Origin of the sequence: Pseudomonas corrugata, assembly GCF_050920615.1 — a bacterium.
In the GTDB taxonomy this organism is placed as follows: domain Bacteria; phylum Pseudomonadota; class Gammaproteobacteria; order Pseudomonadales; family Pseudomonadaceae; genus Aquipseudomonas; species Aquipseudomonas corrugata.
The window spans coordinates 5,670,684-5,686,790 of sequence record NZ_CP130434.1 but is presented as its reverse complement, the minus strand read 5'-3'; the positions used below and the strand labels follow the sequence as shown (position 1 = coordinate 5,686,790).

The following is a 16,107-nucleotide window of genomic DNA, read 5'->3' as shown; positions in this document are numbered from 1 at the left end:
CAATTACTTTCAGGTCGATATGAACACCTCCATGGAGCCCCCCAGTCGCTTTTCTCCTCTCGTTCGCTGCACCCCTCTGACAAACTCTTTCCGAGGGAGCGAATAATTCCATGGAATGGATCGTTGACCCCACGGCCTGGCTTGGCCTTTTGACGCTGATCGTGCTGGAGCTGGTGCTCGGCATCGATAACCTGGTCTTCATCGCCATCCTGGCCGACAAACTCCCTCCAGAGCAGCGGGATCGTGCCCGCATCATCGGCCTGTCCCTGGCGCTGCTGATGCGTCTTGGCTTGCTGGCCAGCATTTCCTGGATGGTGACCCTGACCGAACCGTTGTTCGAGGTCTTGGACAAGACGTTCTCGGGGCGAGACTTGATCATGCTGTTCGGGGGTGTGTTCCTGCTGTTCAAGGCAACCATGGAGTTGCATGAGCGGCTCGAAGGGCATGTGGCCCAGCGCTCGGGTAACGCGGCCTACGCGCTGTTCTGGCCAATCGTTGCGCAGATCGTGGTGCTGGATGCGGTCTTTTCGCTGGATGCCGTGATTACCGCCGTGGGCATGGTGGAGCATCTGTCGGTCATGATGATCGCGGTGATTTTCTCTATAGGCCTGATGATCGTCGCGAGCAAGCCGCTGACTAAATTCGTCAACGGGCATCCCACGGTCATCATGCTCTGCCTGGGCTTCCTGATGATGATCGGTTTCAGTCTCACCGCAGAGGGCCTGGGTTTCCACATTCCGAAAGGTTACCTCTACGCCGCGATAGGCTTCTCTATCCTGATCGAACTGTTCAACCAGTTGGCTCGCTCACGCCGCAAGAAGAGCCTGCAGGGGCGGCGCCCCATGCGCCAACGTACCGCTCATGCGGTGATGCGTTTGTTGGGTGGCCACCCATTGGATGCCGACGAGGTGGGTGAAGAGATTGCCGACATGCTCCCTGGCAATGAAGCCGGGCCGGCGTTCGACCGACGCGAACGAGTGATGATCAACGGCGTGCTTCAGTTGGCGGAACGCTCGATACGCGGGGTCATGACCCCGCGTGCGGAAATCGACCACCTCGATCTGGCCGACGCGCCAGACGTGATCCGCACGAGGCTGATGCACTCGTCGTACTCCAGGCTGCCGTTGATTCGTGATGGTCAGGTCGATGAGCCATTGGGCTTCGTCCACAAGAAAGAGCTGCTCAAGGAATTGTTGGCGGGGCACGAGCCAGATCTGGAAGCCATGGCCCGCAAGACAATCAACTTGCTGGACAGTTTTACGATTCTCAACGCGCTGGAGCAGATGCGTAAGGAATCGACGCACATCGCTTTTGTGGTAAACGAATTCGTTGATTTCGTGGGGCTGCTCACCATGACCGACATCCTTGAGTCCATTGCTGGTGAACTGCCCGATGCCAGTGAAATCGAAGGCCCGAACATCGTGGCCCAGGAGGGTGGCTATCTCATCAACGGTGCACTGAACCTCAGTCATATTCGTGAGCAAACGGGCTTCCAGGCACAAGCCACCGATGACTACCAGACACTCGCAGGACTGGTCATGAGTTTGCTGGATCGCCTGCCGGTCATTGGCGATGAGCTCCATTGGCAGGCGTGGAGCCTACGGGTTGTAGAGGTCCAGGAGCGTCGGGTGACGAGAGTGTTATTGCGTCCTGATGGATATGAGACAGCATCCAGTCGATAAACACCTGGGTTTCGGCCGCTGCGTCTTGGGAGACACCGTAGTAATAACGGATCAGCGGCAGGCGCAAGGAGGGAAACGGGCAGGTCAGTCGCCCTGTGGATAAGTCCCTGCCCAGCAATGAGGTCGGACACAGCGCGACCCCCAGGCCATCGACGGCGGCTTGCAACACCAGGTGCATGTGGTCGAATTGCAAAGTCGGTTGTGTTCGCAACTGAGTGAGGCCCGCCTGCTTGGCCCAGTCCTGCCAGTCGCTGCAGCGGGTCCTGCCGGTCAGCAGCGTGTGCTGGAGCAGATCGGTGGGGCTGTCCAGCGACTGGCTTTGCAGCAGGGACGGGGCGGCTACCAGTATCAGGTCATCTTCCAGCAACGCATGGGGTTGAACGTTGGTGGACCATCCGGACTGTCCCCGGCGAACCACGACGTCGAATGCTTCGCGCGACAGATCCGGTGGCCGGGTGCTGGTGACCACTTCAGGGTGGATATCCGGATACTGCGCCATGAAGTCCGGCAGCCGTGGGATCAGCCAGCGTACCGCGAAGGAGGGCCGCACATTGATCGTCACTTTGCGCCGCGAAGCACTCCGGGTCAGGGCGGTCGCGGCGTGGGCAATCTGTGCAAGGGCCATGCTGACCTGTTCATAGAACGTCTGGCCGGCCGGCGTAAGCACGGATTGACGGATGCGACGCTCGAAAAGCAGCACCCCCAGGTGTTCCTCGAGCAGCTTGATATGCCGACTGACAGCGCTGTGGCTGACGTGCAGCTCTTCGGCCGCGCGGCTGAAACTCTGATGGCGAGCGGCAGCGGCGAAGGCACGAACGGCGTTCAAGGGAGGCAGGTCGGAAATCATGTGTCTGATTTTGTCACATCAGGGGCGCAATTAAAGCGTTTGTCAGCAATGCCCCGTCACACCACTCTGAGCATCACCTGCTTCGGAGTGATTCATGATTAATTACGGACTGTTTCTGATTCTGGCCACCCTGACCGTACTGAGCCCTGGCCCTGGGGTGATGCTGACGATTTCCAACGCCTTGCGCCATGGCTGGAGCGGTGCGTTGCCCGGCATCTTCGGTATCGCGCTGGGGGCATTTGTCGTGGCGGGTATTTCTGCCACCAGTGTCGGTTTGATCCTCGCCACGTCATCCACCGCGTTCAGTGTTCTCAAATATGTCGGTGCACTGTACCTGTTGTACCTGGGGATCAAGATGTGGCGCATGGGGCGTTTCATCCCTGAGCTCAACGTCACGCCGTCGCGTCCGTGGCAACGATTCGTCGCAGCGTTGTCGATCCAGCTATTGAACCCCAAGGCGGGTTTCTTTTTTCTCGCGGTATATCCGCAGTTCATCAAGCCGGGGGACAGCTACTACAGCCAGTTTTTCCTGCTGGTGTCCTCCTATGGCTTGCTTGTCGTACTGGTTCATAGCGGCTATGCGCTCATGGCCAACAGTGTGAGGGGCTGGCTGTCCACGAACCGAGGGGCACAGGTCGTTGGCAAGCTGTCGGGCATAACCTTTTTCTGTTTTGGTGTACTGATGGCTTCTGCCAGCAAATGAGCGGACTCGGATAAAGCTTCTTGCTATCCTGACGCCCCTCTTTCATGGACGAATACTGAGACCTGCCATGGCTAACGACACTTCCTCATCCGTCGGGAAGATATTGCTGGGCTTGCTGTTTGCCCTGATTGGCATCGGACTGTTGTGCATTGCTGTCAATCTCACCCTCGATCGCCGCGAATTTCTCTCCCGCGCGCAGACTGTCAATGGCATCGTCAGCCGCCTGAATGCCGGCGGTTCGCATCCTGAAATCGCCTTCACCAGCGTCAGCGGTGAAGCAATCTCCTATCCCCAGGGCGGAATGATCTTCGGCTATCAGCAAGGGCAGTCGGTACGAGTGCATTACCTGGCCGAACAGCCCGCCGGCAGCGCTGTCATCGATGATGCGGGTGCGCTGTGGGGACCTTCCGGGCTGCTGGGATGCCTCGGTCTGATGTTCGCGTTTGCTGGCTTGTCCAAAACCTGTTTTCGGCATGGTCGACGCGTTTCACTCAAATAAAAGGATTTCGAACGTATGAGCTACAACATCCCGATTCCGGTCAATGAGAGCCGTTGGGCGTACCAGACCGCGAGCGGTGGCGGTCTGACCGTGGCCGTGGTGGCGGGCAGTGGTGGTTCGATCATTCTGCGCTCGCCCCAAGGTGAAGACGTCAGCTACCGCTACGGTGGCGTCGGGGTAGGAGCCGGCTTTGGTGCCCGGCTGCCGCGCTTTGGCAAGGTCAATATCCAGATAAAAGGCAAGAGTGTAGGAGCGGCCGGCGCAGCCGAGGCGTTTCCCAGCTTTGGCAAAGTCTTTGTCAGTGATGCCTTGGCCGGACGCGACCTGACAAGTGATGACATCACCGGCCCCTGCCTCTACACCGAAGTGGGAGGTGGACTGGTAGTCGGTGGTTCTGCCATGGCCTTGTTGTTCGGGCTCGATCCCAAGTTGCTGGCCTTGTCAGTGGCCTTGAGTGCCAGCCCGGCCACATCGATCATTGCTTCCAGCACCGTCAACCGACAACTGATGCAGTCGGCCAAGGGAGCCGTGGTCATGGCGGGTATGAACGCCGGCGCGCAGGCCGGTGGTGGGGCGGCGATCTATATTGGCTATCTGTTCTAGTCAGCCATGGAAACCTGTGGGGAGCGAGCCTGCTCGCGATAGCGGCGCAACAGTCGGCACCGATTTAAACCGTCAGATGTTGCTCCACCAGTAGGTTTCTTCGGTCTGGTGTAAGGTTCCAACGTCGCCGTCATCCTGATCTATCGCACAACGTGGCTCCGGCCCGTATAACCATGCCAGGTGTGTTAGAGGCGTGGAGGCGGCTGGAAAACAGGAAGGTTCAGCAGGAGTCCAATGCTTACTCGGCGTCTATAAGATGTCTGATCTGATCGACCACTCTGATCAGCGAAAGCTTGTCCTCTTTCTGGATGGCTTCGGATAACAAACGATCAGCAACCATCATCGACTGATGGACTTCCTTACGCAGCTCTTCCCCCTGATGAGTAAGGAACACTAAGGTTTGACGTCGATTCGAGGGTAGCACTTCTCGTCTGATCAGGCCGCTGCTCTCCATGCGCTTAAGTAATCCGGACACCGCCGAGACGTCAATTTCAAGCTGATGCGCAATGTCTCCCACAAGAATGCCCTCGTCCGTCCTGCAGAGTTCCAGAAGATAACTCTGCTGGGCGGATATGCCCTCGGGCAGGTACTTTCTGTAGAACTCGGAAATGCCTCGCCATCCACGATAGAAGTTGAAGCAAAACAGGTTGCGTAGTACGGGTTCAGCATTGCTGTTGCGTGCCACTATTCGTACCTCTGAATGCAGTGGGCGATCGAGCAAAACGCGTTCAGGCTGGCCTCATGCCCTGAAAACCATCCTGTAGTGTGTCGTTGCCACGCGTAAAGCAGGGCAGAGCTAGAAACGAGCTGCCAGCATGATCAAAACGCATAGGATAGCCCAACGGACAGGTACCTTGCTCGGTACATCCCCCCGCTGTTGAGGAGCAGGCTCAGTTGCTCATCAATGCGCCGGCTGCCCTGAACTTTCAGACCCCATAAGCCATTCTGGCGATCCCGCACGGAGGACACCAGCAGGTTGGTGTCCGCGACGTCGTTGGCGATCCACCGGATTCCCAGCATCTCGCCACATGATGCAATGACGCTGTCGCAGCGCGTGTCGGTCAGGTGCTCGTACAGCAGGGATAGGTCACTGGCACCGTTGAAGGCTGAGACCCAGGTATATTCGAAGCCCGAGACACTGGCTCGATCAATCCCGTGTTCACTGTCCTGAAGCAACGCCTCGAGCTTCAGCAGCCAGGCGCCCAGGGTGACTTGAGTGTCGACGGCGAACCTGTTCACCTCGGGGTACGTCGGATCGGAACTGGCGGGGGAATGGCCCGCGTAAGGTTCGCGACTGTGACCCCGAAAGTAGCTGAGACCAATATCCGCAGGGCCGGCTACCTGGGTGGCTCGTACGGCAAAATCGGTCTGTCCGGAGCAGCGCAGTGGCGTGAAGATGGCCTGCTCATAAGCAGGATCCTGCGCGCCATGTTCACCGAAGATCAGCGCGTCCGGCCGCTCGCGATAGCAGGGTAGGGCATATAACGTCACGTTCCGCCCCAGGCCGCGATAGCCCACCGAGGCCATGGGTTGCGAGAGGCGAGCATCGCCATCCGGGTCGAATCTGAGGTCAACCTGATTCACCACATCGACCAGATGCCGGGACTCGGTGACCCCCCAAAACACGCGGCTCAGGCCAACCCCCAACTGCCAGGGCCCCGGTCGGTAGGACAACGAAAGTTCGCGCAAGTCCGCGGCGTCGTATCGGTCCAGTCCCGCCCACTGTAATTCTACCTCCATGTCCAACGACATCTGCTCGAGCAGCGATTCATGGCGGTCCCACTTGAACTGCAGACCTGGAAAAGATGTGCGTGCCGACTCGTAACCGTTGCCCTGGAGTGTCAGCTTGTACTGCTCCTCCGTGCTGCTTGCGCAAGGGCTTAAGGTGATTGTCAGGCAAGTCAGCAGCAGCCCCAGGCTAAATCGCGACAGCAGTGGATTCGCCATTAGCTACGCGCCTAGTCAGAGAAGTCTTCAGGCCATTGCGAGTCCGTAGAACGAATGCCGGTTCAATTTCAGGCAAGTGCTCCGGGCGCACATTGAGCTCGTAGTGAGTCAGCACCTGCCGGAGCAGCGACTTCAATTGCAAGTGTGCCAAGCCGATGCCAATGCACTTCATCCGCCCGCCGCCAAAGGGGAAGAAGGCGTACTTGGGCCGGCTGGGCGCTGTTGCCGCGAAATGCTCGGGGTGATAGTCCAGGGGCCGCTCCCAGAAGGACGGGTCACGGTGAGTCACCCAAGGACTCATGATGATGTTGGTGCCTCCCGGCACCCGTTGGCCACCGAGTATGCACGGTTGAGCGGCCTTGCGATCGATTAGCCACAGCGGTGGCGACAGGCGCATGGATTCGTTAAAGCACTGTTCCAGCACGGGCGTGTCTTTCAGGTCGAGCCGGCTGCTGGTGGCGACTGAATTCAATTCATCGCGCACCGCCTGCTGCCAGCCCGGGTGTTTGGCCAGATCGCCCAGGGTCCACATCATGGCTGAGGCGACGGTGTCGAAGCCGGCCAGGAACACACCCATGATTTCCCGCAGGATGTGCTGATCGTCGAGGGCCTGGCCTTGTTCATCGCGGTAGTTGATCAAGTCGTCAAGGAAGCCGCCAGCAGATGCGGGGCTACTGCTGCGGTGCTGGGCAATGATTTCCAGCAGGACCGTGGCGATTTGCCCGGCGGCGGTGTGCAGCCGACGGTTGTTCGGCGTTGGCAACCAATCGGGAAGCGGAACCGGCGAGGACAGACGGATATTCATGTAGCGCAGGCTCAGGGTCCAGCCGTGGGAGATGCGCGCAATAGCCTGGGCCCCGATGCGGTGTCCGAAGAGAAAATGGGTCAACACGTCCATGGCGTAATCGACCATTTCGTGCTGCAGATCGATGTCGCCGTTGTGGTCCACGCGATTGGCCCAGTCGGCCACGCGTTCGTGAGCCAGGGCGTCGACATTCTGCGCGAGCGCGCGCAGGCGCGGCAGGGCGAACGACGGGATGACCGCCTTGCGCTGCTCCTTCCACTTCTGGCCGTCGGCGATGATCATGCTGCCACCCGCCAAGGGGCCGAAGGCTGCGGCGATATCGCTGCGACCGAAGTTTTCGCCTTGGAAAATGGTATCGAGATCGGCCGGGTCGAAGGCCAGGCAGAAGGAGGCCCCAAAACCGACGGGCAATCGTACGAGGGTGCCGTAGCGCTGCCGACACTCGTTCAAGAGTGCCAGCGGTTCGTTACGAAACCGCTCAGAACAGCCGAAAAGCATATGCCCGCGAGGGCCGGGCGCAAAAGCGTTCATCCTATCGTCCTTGATTGCAGCTTTAGGCGGCTTGGATCGGGGCCATGGCAAAGGCGCCACCGAATACCGCGCTGGAAGCCGCAGTCCGATTGCGGTAGTCGGGATCTTGCATCAGTTGTCCCACGGTGTCCGCTGACGGGAATTCGATGATCTCGAATCCGTCGAAGGACCACTGTTCACCGCGCTCTGTGACCGCGCTGATTACCACGCGCCCGCCATGTCGGGTCAGGGCTGGTTCGCGATCAGCGACATACCTGGCCAGGGCATCGGCGTTGTCTGAGGCATCAGGGGCCTGGAACTGAAAGGCCACCAGCATGGTGGGGCCCTGGACTTCGGCCCAGCGTGCCAGATCCTGTTTGACTCCGGTCACCTGAACCCCCGGTTGCCCATCCACTGCGGGGGAGAGTTGCAGGCGACGCACGTCCAGCTCTCCAAACATCGGCTGGGAAACCCGACCGTCCAGCACTACAGCCGAAACCGGGCTGGGCTGGTGTGCTTCGCTGATTACGTTCAGCTTCATGTCTTGCTCCTTAATGTGACGCCATATTTGACGTAAAAAAACTACAAGTTAAATGTTTGCACGTCAACTGTTGACGTGAAAGAAGTGTTTCTATAGCTTGCGCACCCATCGATCACATGGCCCTTTTGGAATGGATGTCAAAATGATGAGAACGATAGTGTCAGCGGTAGTGCGCTTGCGATGGGGGTTCCTGCTGCTGTTTCTAGGGCTGGCCTATTTGGCAAGCCTGGGGCAGAGCCGGCTCGGCTTCAGTACCGACTACCGAGTGTATCTTGCCCCGGATAACCCGGAGTTGATGGCGCAAGAGCAGATGCAGGCCACCTTTGACCGGTCGGACAACCTGTTTATTGTTGTGGCGCCGGAGTCGGGCGAGGTATTCAGCCAGTCGTCCCTCGAGGCGCTGCAGTGGATAACCCAGCGCGCCTGGCAGACACCTTATTCGGTGCGGGTGGACTCCCTCAGCAACTTTCAGAATATCGACGCCGACGCGGACAACATCCAGGTCGCCGACCTGGTGCGTGATGCCGCCACCTTGAACGAGCAGCAACGCCAGCGAATCCGCACCATCGCCTTGTCAGAGCCGCAGTTGGTGGGTCGCCTGGTGTCCAAGGCCGGCAATGTCGCCGCGGTCAACGTGGTGTACCACCTGGCCGGGGTTTCTCCTTATGAGAACAGTGAGGTGGTGGGTTTCGCCCGCCAACTGGCTGAGGAGGCGCAAGCCAGATTTCCCGGGATAAAAGTGCATCTGACGGGCATGGCGATGTACAACAATGCCTTTCTGGAAGCTGCCATGGGTGACGCCGCCAACCTGACCCCTTGGGTCTATCTGGTAATCCTGATTGCCGCGTTGATCATGCTGCGCAGTGTGCTGGCCACAGTGGCAGCAGTGGCCGTGGTGTATCTGGCCATGACCAGCGCCGAGGGTATTGCGGGCTGGCTGGGCATGAGCCTGACTTCGCTCTCGGCGTCTGCGCCACTGGTGATTCTGATGATCGCCGTGGCGGACTCGGTGCATGTGCTGTCGGTCACCCTGATGCATCTGCGCAAGGGGGCTACGCGCTTGGATGCATTGCGCGAGGCGCTGCACGAAACTCTCGTACCGGTCACTGTGACCAGCGTGACCACTGCTGTAGCGTTCCTGTCCCTGAACTTCAGCGAGATCCCGCCTTTCCGTGACTTGGGCAACATTGTCTCGATCGGCATCGCCCTGGCCTGGTTGTTCACTCTGTTTCTGCTGCCAGGCCTGGTCGCGCTGCTGCCGCTCAAGGCTGGCGTCAAGGGGGATCCGCTGGAGCATCTGATGACTCGCTTCGGCACCTGGGTGCAGTCACGCTCGCGGCGGTTGATGTGGCTGAGCATCCCTGTGGTAGTGGTGCTGGCCTCGTTGGCCGGGCGTAATGAGCTCAATGATCAGTATCTGCGCTGGTTCAGCCCGGAGACGGCTTTCCGTCAGGCCAATGACTACACCGAGCAGAACCTAACCGGTCTTTACACCATCGAGTATGCGCTCAAGTCCAAATCAAGCAGCGGCGTCAACGACCCGGTCTTCCTGGCTCAGGTGGAGGACTATACCGCTTGGTTGCGCCAACAGCCGGAAGTCGCCCATGTCAGTTCGCTCTCGGACGTGGTCAAGCGAGTCAACCGTAGTCTGACCACTGGCACCGAGGAGGCTTATCGGCTGCCGGAAAGCACCGAGGTGGCGGCGCAGAGTCTGCTGCTGTACGAGCAGTCCTTACCTTATGGACTCGACCTGAATAACCAGATCGATGTCAGTCGCACGGTCACTCGGAGCGTAGTGGCGCTACACGAACTGAGTACCCGGCAAATGCTCGACTTCGAGCGTCGCTCTATGTCGTGGCTGGCTAGCAACACACCGGCAATCGAGGCCAAGGCCGCCAGCACCACATTGATCTTTGCCCACATCGGTCAGCGCAATATCGAAAGCATGATGTGGGGGATCATCGCCTCGGCGGCGGTGGTCGCGGTCCTGCTGATGCTGTTGTTCCGCTCTTGGAAGCTGGGCCTGCTGTCCATGGTGCCGAACGTGATTCCGGCAGCCATGGCTCTAGGGATCTGGTGGATCTGCGTTGGGCAGGTTGGGTTCTCGGTGGCCATCGTCGCCTCCATGACGTTGGGGGTGGTGGTCGATGACACCATCCACTTCATGTACGCGGTGTTGCAGCGGGTCAAGTCCCACGGCCAGACGGTGGGTGAAGCGGTTGTCGAGGCTTTCACCAGCACGGCGCCTGCCTTATTGGTGACCTCGCTGACCTTGACGGCCGGGTTCCTGGTCCTGGCCACATCCGAATTCGCCTTGAACCGGGAAATGGGGCTGGTGACCGCCCTGACATTAGTGATTGCTCTGCTGGCGGATTTTTTCCTGCTGCCGGGGTTGCTTGAACTGACATTGGAGAAGAAGCGTGAAAGGACTGAAGAGCGTGAAGTACTTGGCGATGCTGTTCTGCCTCGTTGATGTGAGCGTGGCCGTGGCCGATGAGAAAGGTCAGGAGATCGCGAGGCAGGCGGACCAGCACAACGTCGGTTGGAAGGACATGTCGGCGGATCTGCAGATGGAGTTGCGTAATGCCTACGGCGCGGTAAGTACCCGTGAGTTGGCGGTGCAGTTCTTTGAAGTACATGCCGATGGCGACAAGAGTCTGGTGCGTTTTCTGAGCCCCGCGGATGTGCGTGGCACCACCTTGCTGACCCACGCCCATAGCCTGACCTCGGATGATCAGTGGCAGTTTTTCCCGTCGCTGCGTCGGGTCAAGCGGATTGCTTCGGAGAACAAGTCAGGCCCGTTCATGGGCAGTGAATTCGCATACGAGGACATGGCCAGCTGGGAGCTCGATAAGTACCAGTACCAGTATCTGGGGGACGAGATAGTTGATGGGTTGGACGCGTACAAGCTGGAAATGACCCCTGCGTACCCGCGCTCCGGCTACACCCGTCAAGTGACCTGGCTCGACAAGCAGTATTACCGGCCGCTCAAGGTGGAATACTACGACCGTAAGAATGCGTTGCTCAAAACCCAGACCTACAGCGGTTATGGTGTTTACCTGGACCGCTACTGGCGGGCCAGCGAGATGCGAATGGTCAACCACCAGACCGGCAAGCAGACCTGGATGCGCTGGAGCAACTACCGCTTTGGCAATGGATATAACGAGCTGACGTTCGATAAGAGCAGCCTCGACGCTCAGCGTTGATTCAAGGGATATGTCATGGACTTCAAGGATTACTTCGATCATCCGCTTGGCGTCGAGTTGGGCGGTCGCGCTGCCGCGCTGCTAGAGGGCTTCGATCAGCAGCGTTATAGCGCCTCGTTGCCGGCGGACCTGGGGCCGCTGGAGATGAAGGCACGAGTGAAGGCCATGGCTAACGCCCTCTGGGAGGGGTTGGGTCTGGAGTTTGTGTCGGCGGCCCAGGTGTTGGTCAGGATGCTTGATCCGATCCCCGGGACCCGCTTTGGTCGCATGACCGGGTTCCCTGTGTGGGTGATCGCGGATATTTTCGAAACCCGCGGTCTAGAGCACTTTGATGCCGCCATGCAAGCGATCAGGAAGGTGACTCAGCACTTCACTGGCGAGTTCGCCATCCGGCCTTATCTGGATGCCTATCCGGAGCCTACATTGCAGGTGCTGGCCGGCTGGGCCAGCGATGACAGCAACGATGTGCGCAGGCTGGTTTCCGAGGGCACGCGTCCGCGCCTGCCGTGGGCCACGCGGGTGCCGAGCCTGTTGGTTGACCCGGCGCCGGTCCTGGCTTTATTGGAGCTTCTGCGCAGCGATCGCAGCGAGTACGTACGTCGCTCAGTGGCAAACAACCTCAATGACATCAGCAAGGATCATCCCGGCGCTGTGCTCGATGTGCTGGAGCGTTGGCAGGTCGAGGCGCGTGGGCCGCACACCGATTGGATCATCCGCCATTCGCTGCGAACCTTGGCGCGTCGCGGTGACAGCCGGGCGCTGGAGCTGCTTGGGTATTCCATGGCCGCGCCGGTGCAGATCAAGCACTTCCAGGTCGGGCCTTCGCAGATCAAACCTGGAGAGCGTATTTCTCTGGACTGCGATATCCAGATCGACAGCACCTGCGAGCATGGGCTGATGATCGACTACGCCATTCTCGCGCCGGGCGCCCGAGGCCAGATCAACCGTCGTGTATTCAAGTGGAGCAAGCGCCAGAAGTTGGTCAAGGGGACGGTGAAGCTGCAGCGCGATCACAGTATCGAAAGCAGTTCGCTGAGAAGTTACTACCCCGGCGCACATGAGGTGCATCTGATCATTAATGGGCAAGTCGTGGCCCAAGGCTCCTTCGAGCTGGGCGTTTAATCACTCCATCAATTGGACAGGGAGGTTGATATGGTAGTACCACCAAGGGGCGAGAAGGTCCTCGATCCCGTAAGCCTGGCGCTCTATGGCTTCATGGGCAGCGCAATTCTGCTGCAGGGGCATCGACTGGGGATTTTCCGGGCGCTTGCCAGCGCTGATGCGGGGCCGGGGGCAGACGCTCTGGCAGACTCACTGGGACTGGACGGCGCCACACTGGAGCGGTTTTTACGCGGCGCGGTTGCCTGGGGGCTGGTCGAGGAGCAGGCAGGCGGCTATCGACTGTCGGCATCCGCCCACGGCGCGTTGGATCCTCAGTCGGCACAGTACCTGGGACCTTTGCTCGAACACTTTGACAGCAACACTCTGCCGCTGTTTCGCCACCTAGGCGATGCCGTGGGCAGCGGCCAGGCGCAATGGGCGAAACTGGCGCAAGACGCGTCGGCCCCCTTCGACTATCTGTTGGCCGAGGACCGTGGCGCTGCATTCCATGATGCAATGTGGAACCTCAGCCGCGAGCCGTCAGCAGAGTTGGTGAAGCTGAGGGTGGTGGACGACGTATCGAGCCTGGTCGACTTGGGGGGCGGCATCGGTACCTTCGCCATCGCTGCCGCGCAACGGCATGCCGAGCTCAGCGCAGTGGTATTCGACCTGCCTGCTGTGGAGCCCCATTGCCTGGCGCGGATCAGTGAGGTGGGGTTGGCTTCCAGGGTCAGCTTTGTGCCGGGTGACTTCTGGTCCGGTGAGTTGCCCCACGCGGATGCCTACTCCTTGGGGTTCATTCTCTCTGACTGGAACGACGAGCAATCTCTACAGCTATTGCGCCGGGTTCGCCAAGCGTTGAATCCCGGAGGACGAGTGCTGGTGCTCGATCGCTTGTTGGAAGCATCAGGCGCCGAGCCGTTTGCGGCAGTGATGCAGGACCTGGCGATGCTCTTGGAGACCGGTGGGCAACACCGCACGGAGACCCAGTTTCAAGCGCTATTACATGAGGCCGGTTTTACTCGCACCCAAGTGATCAGGTCCAGCGGCGAGAAACATGCGGTCATTGGTTATCTATAATTCCAAGCCGGTTCAGCTTTGATGTAAGTCCGTGGCCGTCAGGCCAGTTTTGTTGTTGATCTGAGAAACTAATTTATTCCGCATCGTAATAGCGTGGACGTCTACGTGCGCGCTGTTCCTGGCACTAAGTGAAACATAAGGAGAGTTTAAATGTCCGCTAAGAAGACGTATGGATACCTGGTTATTGGCGCTGGTCCGGGAGGGCTGCAGGCCGGTCATTGCTTGCAGCAACAAGGGCGTGATTATTTGATTGTAGAGAGCGGACGTCGCGCCGGCACTTCATTTGAACGATTTCCACGACACAGGAAGTTGATCTCAATCAATAAAGTCCATACCGGTTATTCCGATCCTGAAATTAACTTGCGTTGGGACTGGAACTCGCTGTTAAGCAGCGAAAGCACTGCGGCTCGGTTCACCGACTACAGCCAACGTTATTTTCCCGATGCCGATGACATGCCGCGTTATCTGGATGGTTTTGCCAAGGAACATCAGCTTAACGTGCGTACCGATAGCGCTGTGGTGAACGTGCGTCGCGATCAGGACTTCATCGTCACCTTGTCCACGGGCGAGGAACTGCGGGCCCGTGTGCTGATTGTCGCGACAGGCGTGCATCTGCCTTGGCTGCCGGACATCGAGGGGATCGAACACGCTGAGCACTATGTTGATATGGACATCGACCCGGTGCCGCTGACCAACAAGAAAGTGCTGATCCTGGGCAAGGGTAACTCTGGCTTCGAGACTGCCGATGCACTGATGGAGCATGCAGCGATGATCCACGTGGCGAGCCCGAATCCATTGCGCATGGCCTGGTCGACCCATTACGTGGGGCATTTGCGCGCGGTCAACAACAACCTGCTCGATACGTACCAGCTTAAATCACAGAACGCGATCCTCGATGTTGAACTGCATCGCATCGAGCGCGACGGCGACAAGTTCAAGGCCTACTTCGGTTACCAGCACGCCGAGGGCGAACAGGAAGTCATCGAATACGATCGCGTGATTGCCTGTACCGGATTTCGCTTCGACGATTCGATGTTTGACGAGTCTTGCCGCCCTGAGTTGTGCTCCCGGGGCCGTCTACCCGCGCAGCAGGCGGATTGGCAGTCACAGAATATTCCCGATCTTTATTTTGCCGGCACCCTGATGCAGTACCTTGACTACAAGAAGTACATGTCGGGGTTCATCCACGGCTTCCGTTACAACGTGCGCACCCTGTGCCAACTGCTGTTGGAGCGCTACGATGGTATCGCCTTACCGCAGGTGACCCATGAGTTGCAGGTGGCGCCGACATGCGAGCGCATAATCGAACGGGTCAACCAGTCTTCGGCACTCTGGCAGCAGCCGGGTTTCCTGCAGGATGTGATGCTGATTGATCGGCAGCAACAACGCTTGAGCTGGCACTTGGAACTGCCCCAGGACTACATCGCGCAACGCTTTGCCGCTGATGAGTATATGACCCTGACCCTGGAGTTTGGCCAGCGCAAGTTTGACAATCCGTTCAATGTTTCGCGCATTGCCAGGGAGAATGTCAAGCGCGCTGAAGATTCGAACTTCCTGCACCCGATTGTCCGGCACTACCGCGATGGAAAGTTGTTGGCAGAGCATCACACTATTGAAGACCTGGCCGCTGAGTGGCGTGAGGCAGAACACATCGAGCCGCTGTTGGAGTTCCTGTCGAAGCAATTGCCGGTAGAGCACCGTAGTCCAGCTGTGGACGCTCAGAAACTGTGGAACGTGATTTCGACATTTTAAAGGGAATTAATAATGAACTTCGTAGACTTCCATGTTCACGCCGGAAAGTTCTCGCTGCTGCGTGACGATATTCAGGGCCTGTTGACCAAGTTTCCTTTTGAGGAAGGGGTCGATGTTCGTGAAATATTTTCCAATCCGTCGGCGTTGAAGGCTTATCTTCAAGAGCGCGGTGCGGTGCGTGCGGTGATCCTCGCAGAGTGCGGGCCGGGAACCAATTTTTCCATCGATAGCCAGTTGATTCTGGACTTCTGTGGCAACGATCCATTCTTTGTGCCGTTCGGCAATATCAATCCGTTGCACCACGCTGATCCACTCCAGGAATGGCACAAGGATTTCGAGCGCGGGATCAAGGGCTACAAGTTTTACCCCGCCGACCATGGGTTTGATCCGTACCTCGACTCGATGATGGCGGTTTATGAAATGTGTGCCGAGGTCGGCCAGCCCATCATGTTCCACACCGGCCTTACTGCGCAGCGCGACACCGAGCAGAAGTTCATCCGGCCGGGGGATTTTCGTCGCCTGGTGGAAACTTTCCCGCGACTCAAGGTGATCTTTGCGCATGGCGGCAAGCCCACCTGGTACGACGAGGCGCTGGAAATGGCCGTTCGTTATCCGGGAGTGTATCTGGACACCGCTCTGGTTCCGGCCGAGGTACTGGTGGACTGGCTGCACGAGCGTCCGGCGGTGCATAGCAAAGTGCTGTTTGGTTCCGATCTGCCGGTATGCGGCAGCTACTCGGCGGTGTGCCAGAAGATTCTCGATGCCGGCTTCGATCGCGAACTGTTGCAAGCCGTGCTTAGTGGAAACGCTGATCAAGTGTTGGCGGGATAA

The 16,107-nt window shown here is 58.7% G+C and carries 15 protein-coding genes; 10 read left to right on the top strand and 5 right to left on the bottom strand.

What is annotated here, in order from left to right; genetic code table 11:
* The first annotated feature begins 110 nt into the window (after positions 1–110).
* Complete coding sequence (locus QZH45_RS25380; protein WP_055135147.1) at positions 111–1,682, top strand: TerC family protein; 1,572 nt, start codon at positions 111–113, stop codon at positions 1,680–1,682.
* Here QZH45_RS25380 and gcvA read toward each other — a convergent pair.
* A complete protein-coding gene (gene gcvA / locus QZH45_RS25375; protein ID WP_081036505.1) occupies positions 1,564–2,529 on the bottom strand; it encodes a transcriptional regulator GcvA in 966 nt (321 codons plus the stop codon). The two genes, QZH45_RS25380 and gcvA, sit on opposite strands and share 119 nt — an antisense overlap.
* 94 nt (positions 2,530–2,623) lie before the next feature.
* Here gcvA and QZH45_RS25370 point away from each other — a divergent pair, with 94 nt between their 5' ends.
* From QZH45_RS25370 to QZH45_RS25360, 3 genes are all read left to right on the top strand, one after another.
* Positions 2,624–3,232 (top strand): LysE family translocator, encoded by a 609-nt coding sequence (locus QZH45_RS25370; protein WP_053191847.1) that lies wholly within the window; start codon positions 2,624–2,626, stop codon positions 3,230–3,232.
* 67 nt (positions 3,233–3,299) lie between these two features.
* Positions 3,300–3,731 carry a DUF3592 domain-containing protein gene (locus tag QZH45_RS25365; RefSeq protein ID WP_081036504.1) on the top strand — a complete coding sequence of 144 codons (432 nt, stop codon included), beginning with the start codon at positions 3,300–3,302 and terminating at the stop codon, positions 3,729–3,731.
* 15 nt (positions 3,732–3,746) lie between these two features.
* Positions 3,747–4,334, top strand: a complete 588-nt coding sequence (locus QZH45_RS25360; protein ID WP_024778171.1) for a hypothetical protein — start codon at positions 3,747–3,749, stop codon at positions 4,332–4,334.
* Positions 4,335–4,572: 238 nt separating this feature from the next.
* On the opposite strand, the gene QZH45_RS25355 is transcribed toward QZH45_RS25360, so the two are convergent.
* From QZH45_RS25355 to QZH45_RS25340, 4 genes are all read right to left on the bottom strand, one after another.
* Positions 4,573–5,019, bottom strand: coding sequence for a MarR family winged helix-turn-helix transcriptional regulator (locus tag QZH45_RS25355; RefSeq protein ID WP_024778170.1), 447 nt, complete (start codon positions 5,017–5,019; stop codon positions 4,573–4,575).
* 134 nt (positions 5,020–5,153) lie between these two features.
* On the bottom strand, positions 5,154–6,281 hold the full coding sequence (locus tag QZH45_RS25350) for a hypothetical protein (RefSeq protein ID WP_055135145.1): 1,128 nt from the start codon (positions 6,279–6,281) through the stop codon (positions 5,154–5,156).
* Positions 6,253–7,617: a cytochrome P450 gene (locus QZH45_RS25345; RefSeq protein ID WP_024778168.1), complete on the bottom strand. Its 1,365-nt coding sequence runs from the start codon at positions 7,615–7,617 to the stop codon at positions 6,253–6,255. The genes QZH45_RS25350 and QZH45_RS25345 overlap by 29 nt, the downstream gene beginning before the upstream one ends.
* 22 nt (positions 7,618–7,639) lie before the next feature.
* Positions 7,640–8,137 (bottom strand): DUF1330 domain-containing protein, encoded by a 498-nt coding sequence (locus tag QZH45_RS25340; RefSeq protein WP_053191843.1) that lies wholly within the window; start codon positions 8,135–8,137, stop codon positions 7,640–7,642.
* 142 nt (positions 8,138–8,279) lie between these two features.
* Here QZH45_RS25340 and QZH45_RS25335 point away from each other — a divergent pair, with 142 nt between their 5' ends.
* The 6 genes from QZH45_RS25335 (at position 8,280) to QZH45_RS25310 (ending at position 16,107) form a co-directional block, all read left to right on the top strand.
* Positions 8,280–10,610 (top strand): efflux RND transporter permease subunit, encoded by a 2,331-nt coding sequence (locus QZH45_RS25335; protein WP_160321679.1) that lies wholly within the window; start codon positions 8,280–8,282, stop codon positions 10,608–10,610.
* Positions 10,558–11,343 (top strand): outer membrane lipoprotein-sorting protein, encoded by a 786-nt coding sequence (locus QZH45_RS25330; protein WP_033034363.1) that lies wholly within the window; start codon positions 10,558–10,560, stop codon positions 11,341–11,343. Before QZH45_RS25335 ends, QZH45_RS25330 begins: the two co-directional genes overlap by 53 nt.
* Positions 11,344–11,358: 15 nt before the next feature.
* On the top strand, positions 11,359–12,465 hold the full coding sequence (locus QZH45_RS25325) for a hypothetical protein (RefSeq protein WP_024778164.1): 1,107 nt from the start codon (positions 11,359–11,361) through the stop codon (positions 12,463–12,465).
* Between the two features lie 30 nt (positions 12,466–12,495).
* Positions 12,496–13,524, top strand: coding sequence for a methyltransferase (locus tag QZH45_RS25320; protein ID WP_024778163.1), 1,029 nt, complete (start codon positions 12,496–12,498; stop codon positions 13,522–13,524).
* Positions 13,525–13,674: 150 nt separating this feature from the next.
* The gene (locus QZH45_RS25315; protein WP_024778162.1) at positions 13,675–15,276 is read left to right on the top strand and encodes an NAD(P)-binding domain-containing protein; all 1,602 of its coding nucleotides are present in this window, start codon (positions 13,675–13,677) and stop codon (positions 15,274–15,276) included.
* A 12-nt stretch (positions 15,277–15,288) separates the two neighbouring features.
* Positions 15,289–16,107 carry an amidohydrolase family protein gene (locus QZH45_RS25310; protein ID WP_024778161.1) on the top strand — a complete coding sequence of 273 codons (819 nt, stop codon included), beginning with the start codon at positions 15,289–15,291 and terminating at the stop codon, positions 16,105–16,107.